The organism is Actinoplanes sp. HUAS TT8, from assembly GCF_051380535.1.
Taxonomy (GTDB): Bacteria; Actinomycetota; Actinomycetes; order Mycobacteriales; family Micromonosporaceae; genus Actinoplanes.
Map to the genome: position 1 here is coordinate 9935775 of NZ_CP195646.1, position 18156 is coordinate 9953930.

The window sequence follows — 18156 nt, forward strand, 5'->3', positions numbered from 1 at the left end:
CGGGATCTAATTGCTGTCGCATTCCCGACCGTGGAGTTGAATCGTATTCATGAGATGGTATGCGTAATAAGTACTATAAAAGAATATTGTCCGAATCGCTGGGATGCTGGGATCGGCACGGCAATCCGTGGCGAACACCCGTTGTGCGGCGCATCCATGCTCGTTAAGCTGCATCTTGCGCGCCCCTATCGCCCGCTTCCCCCGTGGCAGGCGATCGGGGCGCGCCCTATTTTCCGGCCCGTGTCCACTCCGGGCGGTTCTTGATCGACCGGCGGATGCCCCGTGATCAGCGAAAAGCGGCAAAGATCCACGCTTGGCCCAAGTCCACAAAGGTCCCCCGAAAGCGACGAAGCCCGGCGAAAACGCCGGGCTTCACGCGTACGGGGGAGCCTAGATCCAGCGACTTCCCAGCCACATCCGGATGGACCAGTCGTCGTACGGCATCGTCCGGCCCACGAAGATCGGATAGAAGTACGCGAAGCAGAGCGCGATGAGCACCATGTACGTCGCGGCGACGACCACCCCGATCAGCTGCCGATCGGTTCTCGCCGAGCCGGAGGCCATCCCCTCCGGTGGTGTCATGATCGCCCCGAGGACGTAGACCACCGCCAGGATCAGGAACGGCAGGCCGGGCATCAGGTAGAACGAGAACATCGTCCGGCCGTCCTTGACGGCGAAGTAGAACCACGGCAGCAGACCGGCCATCGCCCCGGTGAAGATCGCGAAGGCCCGCCAGTCGCGCCGAGCGATGCCGAACCAGACCAGCGCGAACAGCGCCGGCAGGAACGACCACCACAGCAGCGGCGTGCCCAGCAGCAGGATCTCGGCCGCGCAACTGGTCGACCCGCAGTTGCCGTTGCCGTTCCAGTAGAACGCGACCGGCCGCCCCAGCAGCAGCCACTGCCACGGCCAGGACTGGTAGACGTGCTTCTCGGTCAGTCCGCTGTGGAAGTTGTACGCCTCGGAGTGGTAGTGCATCAGGTTCAGCAGCGCACCCAGGATCGGCGGCTCGCTCAGCCCGTTGGCCTCCCGGTAGTGCCGGAAGTAACCCGTGTCGGTGACGAACCAGCCGGTCCAGGTGGCCAGGTAGAAGATGATGCTCAGGACGAAGCTGAGAATCAGGTACCCGAAATCGCCGAGGATGCCGGCGACGAACGGGCCGCGGACCCGGGCCGAGCGCCGCGCCTGCCAGCGCCAGGCCACCACCAGGGCGGCGAAGAACGGGGCGAAGAACAGCGCGCTCCACTTCACGCCGCAGGCCAGGCCGAAGAAGACGCCGCTGAGCAGCAGCCACCACGGCACGATCCGGGGGATCCGGTGGGTCGCCGCCGGGTCGAAGCCCTTGGCCAGCTCGTCGCGCCAGCGCCGCCGGTAGTGATCCCGGTCGAGCACCATGCAGGCGAACGTGAGCAGCACGAAGAGCCCGAGGAAGATGTCCAGCAGCGCCGTCCGCGACAGCACCAGCTGGAAGCCGTCCAGGGTCATCAGCAGACCGGCCATCCCGGCCAGGACCGTGGACCGGAACATCCGGTAGGCGACCCGGATCAGGATGAAGATCATCAGCGTGCCGGCCACCGCGGCGGTGAAACGCCAGCCGAGCTCGTTGTTGCCGAAGATCTTCTCGCCCACGGCGATGAGCCACTTGCCCAGCGGGGGATGCACCACGTACGCCGGGCCGTTGGTCTTCTCGTCCCACTCGACGCCGTGCTGGAGCATGTCCCAGGCGTCGGTCGGGTAATACACCTCGTCGAAGATGTAGCCCTTGGGGTTGCTCACCCCGGCCAGGCGCAGGATGCCCGCGGCCACCGTGATCACCACGGTGACCAGCCAGGACCAGGGTTCGAGCCGGTTGTCCAGCGTCGACAGGCGCCGCCGGACGAGGTCGGGCACCACGCGTAGACCCTGGGGAGACTCCGCCCCGGCGGGGGAGTCCGCGGTGGTGAGATCTGTCTCCGCTGTCGCCGTCGTCACCCCGCGATCGTAGGCTGCCGAGCTTTGAACTGAAGCCCGGGCGTGTGATGGACTTTTCCGGTGTCTCGTGAAGAAGTAGGAGTTGGCCGGGTCGTCCTGGCCGGTGCCCCGCTCGGCAACATCGGTGACGCGTCGTCCCGGCTGCGGGAGGTGCTCGCCGCCGCCGACGTGATCGCGGCCGAGGACACCCGCCGTCTGGGCCGCCTGGTCAAGGACCTCGAGGTGACGCTGACCGGCAAGGTCGTCTCCTACTTCGAGGGCAACGAGGAGTGGCGCACGCCCGACCTGGTCAACGAGCTGGCCGCCGGCGCGACCGTGGTGGTGATCACCGACGGGGGTATGCCGAGCGTGTCCGACCCCGGGTACCGGCTGGTCCGGGCCGCCCTCGACGCCGGCTACCCGGTCACCGCCGCGCCCGGTCCGAGTGCGGTCACCACCGCGTTGGCGCTCTCCGGTCTGCCGAGTGACCGCTTCGTCTTCGAAGGCTTCCTTCCCCGTACGGGGTCCAACCGCCGTTCCCGCCTCAAGGAACTCGCCGGCGAACCGCGCACACTCGTCTTCTTCGAGGCGCCGCACCGGATCGCCGGGACCCTGGCCGACCTGGTCGCGCTGTTCGGGGCCGACCGGCCGGCCGCGGTCTGCCGGGAACTGACCAAGACGTACGAGGAGATCCGCCGCGGCACGTGCGAGGAACTGACCACGTGGGCCACCGAGGGTGAGCCGCGCGGCGAGATCACCCTGGTCGTGGGCGGTGCGCCGGACCGTCCGGCGGAACGTCCGGCCGACGACGAACTGCGTGCGGCGGTCGCGGCCCGCGAGGCGGCCGGCGAGTCACGGCGTGACGCCATCCAGACCATCGCCGATCAGTACGGGTTGAAGAAGCGCGACGTCTACACCCTCGTACACAGCTAATAGGCCGCGATCAGGAACCCGCCCAGCAGCAGGAGCGGGCCGGCGACGCTGGCCAGCAGGGCGCCGCGCCGGGCCCGGGCCGACTCCAGCCGGCGCGCCCCGGTCGCCCCGGCGATGCCGTAACCGCAGGTCAGCACGATCAGGAAGCCGAGCGCCCAGCGCAGGTGCAGGAGCAGGCCGGGCGGTACGGCGTAGGCCTGGGTGCTGCCCGGGCTGACCATCCGCGCGCCGGTGACCGCGCCCGGCTCCCGGGCCGGCCCGGCGATGCCGAGCAGGGTCACCCGGCGGACCGTGACCCGGCCGTCGTCGGCCGCGAACTGGCCGGTGCAGCGCTGGGTGAGGCCGTCGCCGTGGCAGCGCGTGGTGATCGCGTACCCCCGGTCGCCGTGCCCGACCGCGAGCCAGAACGGCTCGGCGCTGACCCAGGCGAAGAACGCCGCCACCAGGCTCAGCGCGATCAGCGCGAGCAGCGCGGTGACCGGGTTGGCGGACGGCTGCCGACGCCGGCGGCCCGGTCGCGGGTCGTTGCGGGCCTCGGCCGCGATGCGCGCCTCGTCGGTGTGCCAGAACGGCGAGTTCTCCATCCGCTCCAGGCGGTGGGCGGTAGCCGGCGAGGCGTCCTCGGGCAGGGGCGGCAGTGGCTCCTGGGGTGGACTCAGGGAGACGGTCGGCTCGTCGGCGACCTGCCCCGGCTCGATGATCATCAGCTGGTCGGCGGTGGCCAGGTGCTCCTCGGTGTCGGCGGCACCGGCCGCGCGAGCCTGCTCGCCGGCCTGGTCGGCCCACTCCTGCGAGCTCGGCAGCCGCTCGGTGTCGCCCTGCCACCACGTGGGGTCCGGATCGACCTGGGCCCACGGGTTTTCCCCTGGTTGCGGTGTGTTTCCGGTCACCCGCCCAGTCAACTACGGTGCTCGTCGCCGATGCCGCCAATAGCCGGGCGTGTCGGGACAAATCGGTCGGCAAGGGCGGGCGGCGGCAATCCGTTCGCGGAGCTCCGAGAGGGGTCACTACGCTTGGCGTCATGAGTCACGTTCTCGCCGCGGTCGCCTGGCCCTACGCCAACGGCCCGCGCCACATCGGTCATGTTTCCGGCTTCGGGGTGCCTTCCGACGTTTTCAGCCGGTACATGCGGATGGCCGGCCACGACGTGCTCATGGTCTCGGGCACCGACGAGCACGGCACCCCCATCCAGGTCCAGGCCGACGCCGAGGGGGTCACCCCGCGCGAGCTCGCCGACCGCTACAACCGGGTGATCGTCGAGGACCTGCACGGGCTGGGCCTGACCTACGACCTGTTCACCCGGACCACCACGCGCAACCACTACGCGGTCGTGCAGGAGCTGTTCGAGGGCCTGCACACGAACGGGTACATCGTGGCCCGCACGACGCTGGGCGCGATCTCCCCGTCCACCGGCCGCACCCTGCCCGACCGCTACATCGAGGGCACCTGCCCGATCTGCGGCTACGACAAGGCCCGCGGCGACCAGTGCGACAACTGCACCAACCAGCTCGACCCCGAGCAGCTGATCAACCCGCGCTCCCGGATCAACGGGGAGACCCCGCAGTTCGTCGAGACCGAACACTTCTTCCTCGACCTGCCGGCCTTCGCCGAGGCGATCGGCTCCTGGCTGGAGCACCGGGAGAACTGGCGCCCCAACGTGCTCAAGTTCTCCCGCAACCTGCTGGACGACCTGCAGCCCCGGGCGATCACGCGGGACCTGGAGTGGGGCGTGCCGATCCCGCTGGACGGCTGGCGCGACCGGGCCGACAAGCGGATCTACGTCTGGTTCGACGCGGTCATCGGCTACCTGTCGGCGTCGATCGAGTGGGCCCGGCGCACCGGCGACCCGGAAGCGTGGCGCCAGTGGTGGTCGGCCGACGCGCAGGGCAAGGACGCGCTCGGCTACTACTTCATGGGCAAGGACAACATCGTCTTCCACTCGGTGATCTGGCCGGCGCTGCTGCTCGGCTACTCCGGTGAGGGCGACAAGGGCGGCCAGGCCGGCTCGCTCGGCAAGCTGAACCTGCCGACCGAGGTCGTCTCCAGTGAGTACCTGACGATGGAGGGCAAGAAGTTCTCCTCCTCCAACCGCGTGGTCATCTACGTGCGGGACTTCCTGGAGCGCTACGACGCCGACGCGCTGCGGTACTTCATCGCCGCGGCCGGGCCGGAGTCCAACGACACCGACTTCACCTGGGCCGAGTTCGTCCGGCGCAACAACGACGAGCTGGTCGCCGGCTGGGGCAACCTGGTCAACCGGTCGATCTCGATGGCCGCGAAGAACTTCGGGGTGATCCCGCCGCTCGTCTCGCCGACGCCGGAGGACGAGGCGCTGCTGGCGGTCGCGCGGGCCGGTTTCGCCACGGTCGGCGAGCTGATCGGCAAGCACCGGCAGAAGGCCGCGATCGGCGAGGCGATGAAGGTGGTCGCCGAGGCCAACAAGTACCTGTCCGAGCAGGCGCCGTGGAAGCTGAAGGCCGAGGAGGACAAGCCGCGCCAGGGCACGATCCTGCACGTCGCGCTGCAGGTCGTCGCCGACGCGAACACGCTGCTCACGCCGTTCCTGCCGCACTCCGCGCAGAAGGTGCACGAGCTGCTCGGCGGGGTCGGCGTGCACGCCCCGATGCCGGAGATCGTCGAGGTCGACGACCTGGACGGCGGGCCGGGCTACCCGGTGCTGACCGGCGACTACACCGTCGGCGCGCGCTGGGAGTCGGTGCCGCTGGTGGCCGGGACGCCGCTGAACGCGCCGAAGCCGGTCTTCCGCAAGCTGGAACCGTCCGTGGTGGACGAGGAACTGGCCCGGCTGGCCGGCGACTCCTGATCCACTGATCCGACGAGAAGGGCCCGGCGCTGCCGGGCCCTTTTTTGTGCCTCGGCTTACTGGAAACAGGATTGATCAAAATTCGCTGGGAGGCTAAATTGATCGACGCCACGGGGGAACGTTGGCGTTTCGTCGATCTGGGACCGTTCTGACGTCCAGATCGTCCAACTAGTCCTTCATGTGGTTCTGGTACCCCTCGAAGGAGCTGGAACTTCCTTGAAACCACGTTTGGCCAGGCCGCTGCTGGCGGCCCTTGTCGGCGGTGCGCTGATCGCGAGTGGCGCGGTCGCGGGTTCGCCGGCCTACGCCGACACCACCACCGGCGAGGGCGGGACCGTCGTCACGACGGATCCGACCGACACCACCACGCCTCCGGTCACCGACCCGGGGACCGGCACCGAGCCGGGCACGGGAACTGAGCCGGGCACTGGCACCGAGCCGGGCACCGGGACCGAGCCCGGAACTGGCACCGAGCCGGGGACGGGAACTGAGCCGGGTACCGGCACTGAACCCGGAACTGGCACTGACCCCGGCACCGGCACTGACCCCGGCACCGGCACTGACCCGGGAACCGGGACTGGCACCGATCCTGAGCCGGAAGTGGACAAGGAGCCGCCGACCGGCAACTTCAAGCTGAACCTGAGCTCGATCTGGATCGGGCAGAACGTCATCCTCACCCAGAACGAGTCCGACTACTCCGACAAGAAGGACCCGAACTCCGCGATCACGCGGTACATCGACTTCGGTGACGGCAGCCACGTCACGCTGCTCCCGGGCCAGGCGAGCTTCCCGAAGACGTACAGCAAAAGCGGTGTTTTCAAGGTCAGCGAGATCTTGACGGACTCGTCCGGCAACGCCTCGCTGCCGATCACGAAGACCGTTTCGGTCACCGTGCCCGGGCGGGTCACGCTGAGCACGCACACCGTGTGGCCGGGCCAGCGGTACACCTTCAAGGTCGACCGCGTGCCGGCCGGCACCAACCGGTACGAGGTGCAGTGGGGTGACAACTCCTCGAACTCGTTCTCCGGCGCCAACCGGACCATCACCGCGCTGTTCTACCACTACAAGAACTCCAGCTTGGTGGTCAAGGGCAAGCGGCAGCTCTACATCCGGTACCGGAACGCGAACGGCTACAGCAGCTGGATCAGCGCCGGTTCGATCACGGTCCGCACGGACAAGTGGCGCCCGGTCGTCACGATCACGAAGCCGTCCAGCGCGAACCGCGTGAAGTCGTGGAACGTGGTCCGGGGCACCGTCTCCGACCGGGGGTCCGGCGCACCGTACGTGTACGTCTGGCTCACCCGCGTGAGCGGCAACAAGCTCTACTGCATGAACGAGCACAAGAAGTGGCTCCGGATCTACACCTCGGAGCAGTACGAAGCCAAGTGCACCCCGGTGGCCATCAAGGCCGTCAAGGGCAAGTGGTCCTTCAAGGCACCCGGCCAGGCCAAGGGCGACCTGTACGTCGACGCGGCCGCCTGGGACTGGGGCGACCACGGGGGTTACCGCAGCCTGCGCGTCAAGCTGACCAAGAACTGATCACCACATGAGGAAAGGGCCGGCGATCGCCGGCCCTTTTCGCGTTCCTCAGATGTGGTAGGCGATCTCCGCGATGTGGTGATCGCGCAGCTCGTCGATCGGCGCCCAGGCCTCATACACCCCGCGCTCGTAGCAGCGCGCTCCGGTCGCGTTGAGCCCGTCGCCGTCCGGCCGCAGCAGCCGCAGCCGGGCCCACGTCTCGTCGCGCTGCAGCACCCAGCACGGCACCCCGCGCCACTGCGCCTGCTCGGCGCGGCGGCTCAGCGTCTCCACCTGGTAGCGGGCGGCGCGGGTCAGCGCGCGGACCCGGAACTCGCCGGGCGGGTCGGCGACGGCCTCGTACTCCTTGCCCTTGATCGTGCCGACCAGCTTGGCCGTGCCGGTCACGGTGCAGGGCACGTACTCCCGGTCCGGGCTCACCCCGGGCAGCTCGTCGAGCAGCGGGCGCCAGCGCGGGCCGGCCAGCCGCAGCCAGCCGTGCTGCTCCGGCTGGTACGTGTACAGGATGACCTCTTCGCCGCCGGGCACGTGCGCGACCAGCTGCGCGTTGGCCGGGATCGGCAGGTCGGCGAAACCGGCGGTGACGTACTCCGGGATCAGGTCGTCGGTGCTCGGCGTGAACCCGGTGCCCAGCACCATCGCGCCGATCCGGGAGTGCGCCGGCAGCGGGGACAGGCCCGGCTGGGCCGGCGCGGCCGGCACCTCGTAGTCGGCCGGGTCGGTGGCCCGCCAGCGCAGCGCGAACGCGACCCGCCCGTCGGCGGCGCCGTCCGTGCGCAGCAGGCTGAGCTGATCCGGCTCGGTCAGGTGGGCGATGTCACAGGAGCGGTAGCAGAATCCGTACGGGAGCCAGCCGCCCAGATGCCCGGCGACCTGCGCCGGGGACAGCAGCTTGGTCATCCGGGTCCCGCGGCGTACCGCGGCCGTCTCCCGGATCGCACGCAGCGTGGTGTCGTCCCGATGCACCGCGGACTGGCTCATCGACTGCACGGCCTGCCAGGTGAGCCCACGGCGCAACGGTGCCATCAGAGGAGGCTCGAGCGGGTCGGCGCCCAGCTGGCTGTCCTCACCGATCACGGTCACTCGGCGGAACTTAAATGATCGTTATGGATGCCAGGTGAACGTTCGGTTACCAGAGGACGGGCCGTGCAGAATGTCTCACATGTCGTCAACTCCCCCCAACAGTCCGGCCGAGAAGCGCCGGGCCAAGGCCGCCCGCCGGGCCGGCGAGTTCCCGCCCGCCCCGGATCCCCTGGCCGTCCCGGTCTTCGACAGCCACACCCACCTGGACCTGACCATTCAGGAGGCCGGTGTGCCGGGCGGCGCCGACGGGGTCGCCGACCCGGTGCAGGCCCTGATCGTCGCGGCCGCCAAGAACGGCGTCGACCGCCTGGTCCAGGTCGGCGTCGACGTGGAGTCGTCACGCTGGGGCGCCGACATCGCCGACCGTCACGACGCCGTGCTCGCCGCGGTCGCCCTGCACCCCAACGACGCCCCGCGCGTCGCCGACCTGGACGAGGCGCTGCGCGAGATCGACACGCTGGCCGCCCGGCCGCGGGTCCGCGGCATCGGCGAGACCGGGATGGACACGTTCCGCACCGGCGACGACGGGCAGGCCGCGCAGGAGACCAGCTTCCGGGCCCACATCCAGATCGCCAAGCGGCACGGCAAGGCGCTGATCATCCACGACCGCGACGCCCACGCCGACGTGCTGCGCATCCTCGACTCCGAGGGCGCCCCGGACACCGTCGTCCTGCACTGCTTCTCCGGCGACGCCGAGTTCGCCGCCGAATGCGTGCGCCGCGGCTACTTCCTCAGCTTCGCCGGGACCGTCACCTTCGCCACCGCCGGCAACCTGCGCGAGGCCGCCGCGATCACCCCGCCCGAACTGATGATGGTGGAGACCGACGCGCCCTACCTGACACCCGTCCCGCATCGGGGCCGGCCCAACGCGTCCTATCTGATTCCGATCACCGTACGGGCCCTGGCCGCGGCCCGCGGCGTCGACGTCGACGCGCTGTGCGCGCAGATCTCGGCCAACGGCGAGCGGGTCTTCGGCCCCTGGCACCGGTAGGTGGTAGTCGGCCGCCTAGGCTGCTTCCCATGGCTGACGCACTTCTCGGCCCGGCGGAGATCCGGGAACTGGCCGCCCGCCTGGGCGTCGCGCCGACCAAGAAGCTCGGTCAGAACTTCCTGCACGACCCGAACACCATCCGGCGCATCGTGGCCGCCGCCGGCCTGCGCCCCGACGACGTCGCCCTCGAGGTCGGCCCCGGCCTCGGCTCACTCACCCTGGGCCTGGCCGGCGCCGTCCGGCACGTGCACGCCGTCGAGATCGACCCGGTCCTGGCCGCCGCCCTGCCCGCCACCGTCACCGCCGCGCACCTCACCGTGCACCCGGCCGACGCGCTCAAGGTCACCGGCGACCGGTTCGACCCGGCACCGACCATGCTCGTGGCCAACCTGCCGTACAACGTGGCCGTCCCGGTCGTGCTGCACCTGCTGGCCGAGCTGCCCACCCTGCGCGGCGGCCTGGTCATGGTGCAGAAAGAGGTCGCCGACCGGCTCATCGCCGGGCCCGGATCCAAGGTGTACGGCGTCCCCTCCGTCAAACTGGCCTGGTACGCCGAGTCCCGATCGGCCGGTAAGGTCCCGCCCGCGGTGTTCTGGCCGGTGCCCAACGTGGACTCCGGTCTGGTCGCGTTCACCCGCCACGAGCCACCGGCCGGCGCCGCCCGCACCGACGTGTTCACCGTGGTCGACGCCGCCTTCGCCCAGCGCCGCAAGACCCTGCGCGCCGCCCTGGCCGGGTGGGCCGGCGGTGCCGCCGAGGCCGAGCGCATCCTCGTCCGGGCCGGCATCAGCCCGCAGGCCAGGGGCGAGTCCCTGACCGTGGGGCAGTTCGTCGCGATCGCCGCGGCGGCCACAACGTCCGAGCACGGCGGTAAGCTCAGCGCGTCCGGCGTACAGCCCGAGGAGGCGTAAGGATGACCGAGGCCTGGGGTCCGGACGACGACGAGCCGCGCCCGCACAACGGCCCGGTCCGGGTGCGCGTCCCGGCGAAGATCAACCTGCACCTCGGCGTCGGCCCGCTGCGCCCCGACGGCTACCACGAGCTGAACACCGTCTACCACGCGATCAGCCTGTTCGACGAGATCACCGCCCGCCACGGCGACACCCTCACGCTCACCATGGAGGGTGAGGGCACCGGCGACCTCGAACTCGACGAGACCAACCTGATCATGCGGGCCGCCCGGGCCCTGGCCGCCCGCGCCCGCGTCCCCGCCTACGCGCGGCTGCACCTGAAGAAAAGCATCCCGCTGGCCGGCGGTCTCGCCGGTGGCAGCGCCGACGCGGCCGCCACCCTGATCGCCTGCGACCTGCTCTGGGGCCTCGGCCTCGCCCGCGACGAGCTCGCCGAGGTCGGCGCCCAGCTCGGCTCCGACATCCCGTTCCTGCTGCAGGGCGGCACCGCCCTCGGCACCGGCCACGGCGAGGCGGTCAGCCCCATCCTGGCCCGCCCCACCACCTGGCACTGGGCGGTCGCCGTGGCCGACGGCGGCCTGTCCACCCCGGCCGTCTACCGCGAACTCGACACCCTGCGCGCCAGTTCCTGGCCACCGGCCCCGCTCGGCAACGCCGACCGGCTGATGGCCGCCCTGCGCCAGCGCGACCCCGAAGTCCTCGGCGCCGCCCTCGGCAACGACCTGCAGGCCGCCGCCCTCGCCCTGCGCCCGCAACTGGCCGACGTGCTCAAAGCCGGCACCGAGGCCGGCGCCCTGGCCGGCCTGGTCTCCGGCTCCGGCCCCACCTGCGTCTTCCTCGCCGCCAACGCCGCCCACGCGCAGGAGATCGCCGACGGCCTCACCGCCGCCGGGGTCTGCCGCGGAGCGGTCACCGCCCGGGGACCCCAGCCCGGAGCGCGGGTAATCTAGACCGGTGCTCCCGCGGGCTGCCCGCCGGACACCATCTGGACCACGCCGCAGCCCCGCGGTACCCCGCGAGACAGGATTTTTTGCATCGTGGCCAACATCATCAACCTGGACCGGGTCAACAAGGGCTACGGCGCCGCCGGTCAACTGCTCACCGACGTCTCCCTCGGCCTGGACGACGACGCCCGCCTCGGCATCGTCGGCCTCAACGGGGCCGGCAAGTCCACCCTCCTGCGCATGCTCGCGAAAATCGAGGAACCGGACTCGGGACGCGTCACGCACCGCCGTGACCTGCGCGTCGCCAACCTGCCGCAGACCCTCAACCTGGCCGCCGAGGCGACCGTGCGCGACGTCGTGCTCGGCACCGCCTGGCTGCCCCAGGGCATGGGCGCCGAGCACGAGTGGGCCGGCGACTCCGGCGTCCGCCTCATCCTCGACGGCCTCGGCATGGGCTACCTCGGCCTGGACACCCCGGTCGGCCCGATGTCCGGTGGCGAACGCCGCCGCGTCGCGCTCGCCGCCCTCCTGGTCCGCGAGAGCGACCTGCTCATCCTCGACGAGCCCACCAACCACCTCGACGTCGCCGGTGTCGACTGGCTGGCCAAGCACCTGCTCACCCGCAAGGGCGCGCTCGTCGTGGTCACCCACGACCGCTGGTTCCTCGACGCCGTCTGCACCATGACCTGGGAAGTCGTCGACGAGCAGGTCCACACGTACGAGGGTGGGTACGCGGCCTGGATCCTGGCCCGCGCCGAACGCCAGCGCGTCGCCGCCTCCGTCGAAGCCCGCCGGCAGAACCTGCTCCGCAAAGAGATCGCCTGGCTGCGCCGGGGCCCGCCGGCCCGTACGTCCAAGCCCAAGTTCCGGATCGACGCCGCCAACGAACTCATCGCCGACGTCCCGCCGGTCCGCGACACCGTCAGCCTGCAACGGCTGGCCACCACCCGGCTCGGCAAACAGGTCTACGACCTGGAGAACGTGACCCTCAACGCCGGACCCAAGCCGATCTTCCAGGACCTGACCTTCCAGGTCGGCCCCGGCGACCGGATCGCCATCCTCGGCGCCAACGGGGCCGGCAAGACCACCCTGCTGCGCCTGCTCGCCGGCATCACCAAGCCCGACGGCGGACGCCTGGTCACCGGCTCGACCGTACGGCCGGCGTTCCTCTCCCAGGAGCTCAAGGAACTGCCCGGGCACCTGCGCCTGCTCGAAGCCGTCGAAGAAGTCGCCAAACGCGTCCAGCTCGGCGACCGGGAACTCTCCGCCGGCCAGCTCGCCGAAGTGTTCGGCTTCACCGACAAGCGCATCTGGACCCCGGTCAGCGACCTCTCCGGAGGCGAACGCCGCCGCCTGCAGATGCTGCGCCTGCTCGCCACCGAGCCGAACGTGCTGCTCCTCGACGAGCCCACCAACGACCTGGACACCGACACCCTCGCGTCCCTGGAAGACCTGCTCGACTCCTGGCCCGGCACGATGATCGTGGCCAGCCACGACCGGTACCTGGTCGAGCGCGTCACCGACAAGGCGTACGGGATGTTCGGCGACGGACGGCTCGTCCACCTCCCCGGCGGCATCGACGAATACCTCGGCCGCATCCACGGGACCGGGCCTGCGTCCGTACCGGAAAAGCAGCAACCGCAAGCGGCGCAAGCCGCGACCGGCCTCTCCCAGAGTGAGCTCCGCCAGGCCAAGAAAGATCTTGCCCGGATGGAACGCCAGATGGACAAGCTCACCGAGAAAGAAGCCAAGATCAACGAAAGTCTCGCCGAACACGGCAGCGACTACGACAAAATCGTAGATCTGGAAGCCCAGCTCAAGGCCGTCCGCCAGGAACGCGAAGAAGTCGAGATGGCCTGGCTGGAACTGGCCGAGCAGGTGCCCGGAAACTGATCCGGGGGGTGTACCTGCGCCGCTTGTCGCGGATACGCGAGAATCGGGACGACAACACCTGACCTTGGAGACGGACAGCATGGCGCATATTCCGGTCAACCACCCCCTTCGGCCGATGTACCGCTTGGCCGGTTTTGTCGCCGGTGCGTACCTGGTGGTCTTCGGCATCATCGGCTTCGGCATCACCGCCGGTGACAGCTTCACCGGGCACACCGGCGACCGTGTACTCGGACAGAGCAGCAACCTGCTCTGGTCGATCATCACCGTCGTCGTCGGCGCCCTGGTGATCCTCGGCACCGTCGTCGGCCGCAACGTCGACGTCGCCGTCGACAAATACCTCGGCTGGGGAATCCTCGTCCTCGGCAGCTACTCCATGGCGACCATCCGGACCGACGCCAACCTCTTCGGCGCCAGCATGTCCACCGTCGTCGTCACCTACATCGTCGGCCTGCTGCTGATCACCATCAGCCTCTACAGCAAGGTCGCCGCGCCCAGCAAGGCCGGCGCGCCGCGGCAGGTCCGGGAGGGCCGCACCGCCTGAACCGGTCCGCCCACGATGGCCGTCCCGCCTTTCCTGAAGGCGCGGCGGCCATCTCTGCTTGTCAGCGGCCCTTCCGAGTGATCAACCCCGGCTTCGCCTCCAGATTCGACAACCCGTTCCAGGCCAGATTCACCAGATGCGCGGCCACCATCTCCTTCTTCGGCCGCCGAGCCTCCCGCCACCACTGACCCACCAGCGCCACCATCCCCACCAGCGCCTGCGAATACAACTCGGCGAACCTCGGATCCAGACCCCGCGTCCGGAACTCCCCGCCCAGCAGATGCTCCACCTGATGCGCCACATCGTTCATCACAGTCGAGAACGTGCCCGCCGGCGCCAGCGACGGAGCCTGCCGCGCCGACAACACCTGAAACCCGTGCGGCTCCTCCTCGATGTAATCCAGCAACGCCAACGCCGCCTGCTCCAACAACTCCCGCGGATGACCCGCCGTCAACGCCGCCGTGATCCGATCCAGCAGCGCGCGCACCTCGCGGTCGACAACCACCGCGTACAGGCCTTCCTTGCCGCCGAAATGCTCGTAGACCACCGGCTTGGACACCTTCGCCCGGGCCGCGACCTCCTCGACACTCGTCGCGTCATAGCCACGCTCGGCGAACAACTGGCGGCCGATGACGATCAGCTGCTCGCGGCGCTGGGCGGCGGACATCCGGACCCGGGGCTTCTCCTCGGTCATTGGGTCATCCTGCCAGGGAGTTGTCGCGGGTACAGGGTTGGCACATTTTCGCTCTTACAGTTCGTCGATTTTTGGTCCTAACGTCGAGACATGGAGATGAACGGTTATTCCGGCAATGAGGATGTGCGAGCCGAGGCGCGGAAGCTGCGGGTCGACCCGGGTTTGTCCAGGTCACAGCTGATGAAGATGTTCGGCGTGGGGAACGGGACGCTCACCGAGTGGCTCAAAGGGATCGACCCACCCGACTGGACTCGGCGGCCGCGGGCCAAGGACGACATGCGGGAGCTGGCTCGGGAACTGCGGGGCGAGGGGCGGACGGTACCGGAGATCGCGGAGGCGCTGGAGGTGTCGAAGTCGTCGGCCTATCTGTGGACTCGGGACATGCCGTTGGACGCGACGCCGGAGGAGGCGGCGGCGCGGCGCAGCCGGCACTCGAAGAACGTTGCCGAGGCCCGGTGGAAGCCGCTCAACGAGCAACGTGATCGCTCCCGCGCCGTGATCAACTCGACGGGTGCCGACTGGGTCGGTGAGCTCACCGACCGGGAACTCCTCCTGGTCGGTGCGATGGCCTACTGGTGCGAGGGCCAGAAGGCAAAGCCGTGGGAGCCAAACCGCTGCCGCGTCAAGTTCATCAACAGCGATCCGGATCTGGTCTTGCTTTTTGTGCGGTTCATGGAGGTGCTCGGCGGCGATCGCCGGGAGCTCCGATATCGGATTCACATCCACCAGTCCGCCGACGTGGGGGCGGCGGAGCGGTGGTGGGCCGATGTGGTCGGAGTGCCCGTCGAGCGATTCATGCGTGCGACGCTGAAGACGCACAATCCCGTCACGGTGCGGCACAACACTGGTGACGACTATCGGGGCTGCTTGATCATCGATGTCCCCAAGTCGCGCGAGGTCTACTGGAGGATCGAAGGTTTGATCGCGGGGATCGGACGCGCGGACGGCGTGCCCATGAAGGTCACCCGTCAGGCATCGTCCGCTTTCCACGAGGGAGGCCAAGGGCGCTAGGCTAAGAACCCAGTAGTAGTCGGCCGTGGTGTAAGGGCAGCACCTCAAGTTTTGGTCTTGATTGTCCGGGTTCGAATCCTGGCGGCCGAGCATGTTTTGTGGTATGAGCGTCCCGGCGGGTGGCTCATTTGGCGTGCCACGCTGAGCTTCGCGTGGCCGCCGCCGACATGTCTCTGCCAAACGATGGAGTTTCCGCGTGAGCCAGGCCCCCAGCCGTACCGTTGTTGTCCTTGCCGCTGGTGAGGGCAAGCGGATGAAGTCCGCGACGCCCAAGGTGCTTCAGCCGCTGCTCGGGCGCACCCTGCTCGGTCATGTCCTGCACGTCGCCTCGGAGATTCGGGCTGATCAGACGCTTGTGGTCGTGGGGCACAAGGCCGACCAGGTGGGCGCGTTCGTGTCCGAGGTTGCTCCGGCGGCGGCGTCGGTGTTGCAGGAGCAGCAGAACGGGACGGGGCACGCGGTCCGGATCGCGCTTGATGCCGCGCCCGAGTTGTCCGGCACCGTGGTGGTGTTGAGCGGGGATGTTCCGCTGCTGCGGGCGGAGACGGTGGAGGCGCTGCTGGCCACGCACGAGCGGGCGGGCGCGGCGGCGACGGTGCTGAGTGCCGAGGTGGATCGGCCGGCCGGGCTGGGCCGGATCGTGCGGGACGCGAAGGGGAACCTGGAGCGGATCGTCGAGGCGAAGGACGCGTCGCCGGATGAGCTGGCGATCCGGGAGATCAATTCGGGGATCTACGCGTTCGACGCGGCGATGCTGCGGGAGGCGCTGGGCAAGCTGTCGACCGATAACGCGCAGGGCGAGGAGTATCTGACCGACGTCTTCGCGATTCTGGCCGGTGAGGGTCATCCGGTGGCGATCGAGGTGGCCGAGTTCGCGTACGAGACGTTGGGTTGTAATGACCGGGCGGAGTTGTCGCGGCTTCGGGTGCTGATGCGCGATCGGGTGAATGACGCGTGGATGCGTTCGGGTGTGTTGTTGCTGGACCCGGCGACGACGTGGATCGACGTGACGGCGACGTTGGAGCCGGACGCGGTGGTGGATCAGAACTGTCAGATTCTGGGTTCGTCGTCGGTGGCGACGGGCGCGGTGATCGGCCCGGATTCCACTCTGGTGGACACGTCGGTGGCGGCGGGCGCGTCGGTGTTGCGGTCGCATTCGGTGGGTGCGGTGGTCGGCCCGGAGGCGACGGTGGGGCCGTATTCGTATCTGCGTCCGGGTACGAAGCTGGCGCGGAAGTCGAAGGTCGGCGGTTTCGTGGAGACGAAGAACGCCGAGTTGGGCGAGGGCGCGAAGGTGCCGCACCTGTCGTATGTGGGTGATGCGGAGATCGGTGCGAAGGCGAACATCGGCGCCGGCACGATTTTTGCGAACTATGACGGGGTGCGGAAGAGCCGGACGGTGGTCGGTGAGGCCGCGTTCGTGGGTTCGGATTCGGTGTTGATCGCGCCGGTGGAGATCGGTCCGGGCGCTTACGTAGCGGCGGGCTCGGCGGTGCAGAAGAATGTTCCTGCGGGCAACCTCGGGGTGACGCGGGCGCAGCAGCGCAACATCGAGGGCTGGGTGCGGATGAAGCGTCCGGGCACGGTGTCGGCGGCGGCCGCCGAGCGGGCTGCGGATATCACCCCTGAGCAGGAGTGATCCAGCGGGGGTGAGGCATCCCACGTGGTGCCCTGGAAACGTGGCGGTTACGTGGCCGCAAGGGATACTTCACGGGAACCCACCCCCTATTCCACGGGAGCAGCGAGCCGATGGGCAGCATCGTCGCGGAGAACCGTAAGAGTTTGATGCTCTTTTCCGGCCAGGGCTTCCCGCAGCTGGCCGATGAGATCGGTCAGGTGCTCGGTGTGGCGCCGACGCCGTCGGACTCTTATGAGTTCGCCAATGGTGAGCTTTTTGTCCGGTTCAAGGAGTCGGTGCGCGGCTCGGATGCCTTCGTGGTGCAGTCGGTGACCGAGGGTGTGAACCGGTGGGTCATGGAGACCCTGATCATGATCGACGCGTTGAAGCGTGGGTCGGCGAAGCGGATCACGGTGGTTCTGCCGTTCTATCCGTATTCGCGGCAGGACAAGAAGCACCGTGGTCGTGAGCCGATCTCGGCCCGTCTGGTGGCGGATCTTCTGAAGACCGCCGGGGCGAACCGGATTCTGACGGTCGACCTGCACACGGCGCAGATCCAGGGCTTCTTCGACGGCCCGGTGGATCACCTGTTCGCGATGGACATCCTCGCGGAGTATGTGGAGAAGAAGTTCGCCGGTCGTCCGATGACGGTGGTGGCGCCGGATTCGGGCCGGGTGCGGGTGGCCGAGCGGTGGACGGACCGGCTGGGTGGTTGCCCGCTGGCGTTCATTCACAAGACGCGCGATCCGATGAAGCCGAACCAGGTGGTGGCCAACCGGGTGGTCGGTGAGGTCGAGGGCCGGGTGTGCCTGATCGTGGACGACATGATCGACACCGGTGGGACGATCGCGAAGGCCGCGGACATCCTGTTCGACGAGGGTGCGGCCGATGTGATCGTGGCCTCGACGCACGCGTTGTTGTCGGATCCGGCGACCGAGCGGTTGAAGAACAGCCGGATCTCCGAGGTCGTGGTGACGAACACGTTGCCGCTGACGCCGGAGAAGCAGCTCGACAAGATCACTGTGTTGTCGATCGCGCCGCTGTTGGCGCGGGCGATCCGCGAGGTGTTCGACGACGGTTCGGTGACCACCCTTTTCGGTGGTTTGAGCTAATTCACGAGGGGTGAGGGCGTCCGCTCGCCGGTGTTGCCGGCGAGCGGACGCTCTCCGTGTTTTTGGGTTGATTTTTTTCGGGTACGTCGTGGGTGTGCCGGACCCGCTGATT

At 69.0% G+C, this 18156-nt stretch carries 15 protein-coding genes and 1 tRNA gene; 12 read left to right on the forward strand and 4 right to left on the reverse strand.

Going from position 1 to position 18156, the window contains the following annotated elements:
• Positions 1 to 390: 390 nt before the first annotated feature.
• A complete protein-coding gene (locus ACSHV8_RS44360) occupies positions 391 to 1971 on the reverse strand; it encodes a dolichyl-phosphate-mannose--protein mannosyltransferase (protein WP_436526206.1) in 1581 nt (526 codons plus the stop codon).
• Between the two features lie 60 nt (positions 1972 to 2031).
• Between ACSHV8_RS44360 and rsmI the strand changes: the two genes are divergently transcribed.
• On the forward strand, positions 2032 to 2883 hold the full coding sequence (rsmI, locus tag ACSHV8_RS44365) for a 16S rRNA (cytidine(1402)-2'-O)-methyltransferase (protein ID WP_436526208.1): 852 nt from the start codon (positions 2032 to 2034) through the stop codon (positions 2881 to 2883).
• On the opposite strand, the gene ACSHV8_RS44370 is transcribed toward rsmI, so the two are convergent.
• Positions 2880 to 3773: a hypothetical protein gene (locus ACSHV8_RS44370; RefSeq protein ID WP_436526210.1), complete on the reverse strand. Its 894-nt coding sequence runs from the start codon at positions 3771 to 3773 to the stop codon at positions 2880 to 2882. The two genes, rsmI and ACSHV8_RS44370, sit on opposite strands and share 4 nt — an antisense overlap.
• Positions 3774 to 3904: 131 nt before the next feature.
• Between ACSHV8_RS44370 and metG the strand changes: the two genes are divergently transcribed.
• Positions 3905 to 5707 (forward strand): methionine--tRNA ligase, encoded by a 1803-nt coding sequence (gene metG, locus ACSHV8_RS44375; RefSeq protein ID WP_436526212.1) that lies wholly within the window; start codon positions 3905 to 3907, stop codon positions 5705 to 5707.
• Positions 5708 to 5923: 216 nt separating this feature from the next.
• Positions 5924 to 7246: a hypothetical protein gene (locus ACSHV8_RS44380; protein ID WP_436526214.1), complete on the forward strand. Its 1323-nt coding sequence runs from the start codon at positions 5924 to 5926 to the stop codon at positions 7244 to 7246.
• Between the two features lie 48 nt (positions 7247 to 7294).
• On the opposite strand, the gene ACSHV8_RS44385 is transcribed toward ACSHV8_RS44380, so the two are convergent.
• Entirely contained in the window at positions 7295 to 8329 is a 1035-nt protein-coding gene (locus ACSHV8_RS44385; RefSeq protein WP_436526216.1) for a hypothetical protein, read from the reverse strand.
• 70 nt (positions 8330 to 8399) lie between these two features.
• Here ACSHV8_RS44385 and ACSHV8_RS44390 point away from each other — a divergent pair, with 70 nt between their 5' ends.
• The 5 genes from ACSHV8_RS44390 to ACSHV8_RS44410 all read left to right on the forward strand — a co-directional run bounded on the left by ACSHV8_RS44390 (position 8400) and on the right by ACSHV8_RS44410 (position 13609).
• Positions 8400 to 9320, forward strand: coding sequence for a TatD family hydrolase (locus tag ACSHV8_RS44390; RefSeq protein ID WP_436526218.1), 921 nt, complete (start codon positions 8400 to 8402; stop codon positions 9318 to 9320).
• Positions 9321 to 9349: 29 nt separating this feature from the next.
• Positions 9350 to 10231: a 16S rRNA (adenine(1518)-N(6)/adenine(1519)-N(6))-dimethyltransferase RsmA gene (gene rsmA / locus ACSHV8_RS44395; RefSeq protein WP_436526220.1), complete on the forward strand. Its 882-nt coding sequence runs from the start codon at positions 9350 to 9352 to the stop codon at positions 10229 to 10231.
• Between the two features lie 2 nt (positions 10232 to 10233).
• On the forward strand, positions 10234 to 11181 hold the full coding sequence (locus tag ACSHV8_RS44400; protein WP_436526222.1) for a 4-(cytidine 5'-diphospho)-2-C-methyl-D-erythritol kinase: 948 nt from the start codon (positions 10234 to 10236) through the stop codon (positions 11179 to 11181).
• An 87-nt stretch (positions 11182 to 11268) separates the two neighbouring features.
• Positions 11269 to 13068, forward strand: a complete 1800-nt coding sequence (locus ACSHV8_RS44405) for an ABC-F family ATP-binding cassette domain-containing protein (RefSeq protein ID WP_436526224.1) — start codon at positions 11269 to 11271, stop codon at positions 13066 to 13068.
• 79 nt (positions 13069 to 13147) lie between these two features.
• The gene (locus ACSHV8_RS44410; protein ID WP_436526226.1) at positions 13148 to 13609 is read left to right on the forward strand and encodes a DUF4383 domain-containing protein; all 462 of its coding nucleotides are present in this window, start codon (positions 13148 to 13150) and stop codon (positions 13607 to 13609) included.
• 61 nt (positions 13610 to 13670) lie between these two features.
• Here ACSHV8_RS44410 and ACSHV8_RS44415 read toward each other — a convergent pair whose 3' ends face one another.
• Positions 13671 to 14303, reverse strand: a complete 633-nt coding sequence (locus ACSHV8_RS44415; protein WP_436526228.1) for a TetR family transcriptional regulator — start codon at positions 14301 to 14303, stop codon at positions 13671 to 13673.
• Positions 14304 to 14393: 90 nt separating this feature from the next.
• Here ACSHV8_RS44415 and ACSHV8_RS44420 point away from each other — a divergent pair, with 90 nt between their 5' ends.
• The 4 genes from ACSHV8_RS44420 to ACSHV8_RS44435 all read left to right on the forward strand — a co-directional run bounded on the left by ACSHV8_RS44420 (position 14394) and on the right by ACSHV8_RS44435 (position 18044).
• Complete coding sequence (locus ACSHV8_RS44420; RefSeq protein ID WP_436526230.1) at positions 14394 to 15314, forward strand: resolvase; 921 nt, start codon at positions 14394 to 14396, stop codon at positions 15312 to 15314.
• Between the two features lie 19 nt (positions 15315 to 15333).
• A tRNA-Gln gene (locus ACSHV8_RS44425) sits at positions 15334 to 15404 on the forward strand.
• A gap of 106 nt (positions 15405 to 15510) precedes the next feature.
• Positions 15511 to 16953: a bifunctional UDP-N-acetylglucosamine diphosphorylase/glucosamine-1-phosphate N-acetyltransferase GlmU gene (gene glmU, locus ACSHV8_RS44430; protein WP_436526232.1), complete on the forward strand. Its 1443-nt coding sequence runs from the start codon at positions 15511 to 15513 to the stop codon at positions 16951 to 16953.
• 110 nt (positions 16954 to 17063) lie between these two features.
• On the forward strand, positions 17064 to 18044 hold the full coding sequence (locus tag ACSHV8_RS44435) for a ribose-phosphate diphosphokinase (RefSeq protein ID WP_436526234.1): 981 nt from the start codon (positions 17064 to 17066) through the stop codon (positions 18042 to 18044).
• Positions 18045 to 18156: the final 112 nt, after the last annotated feature.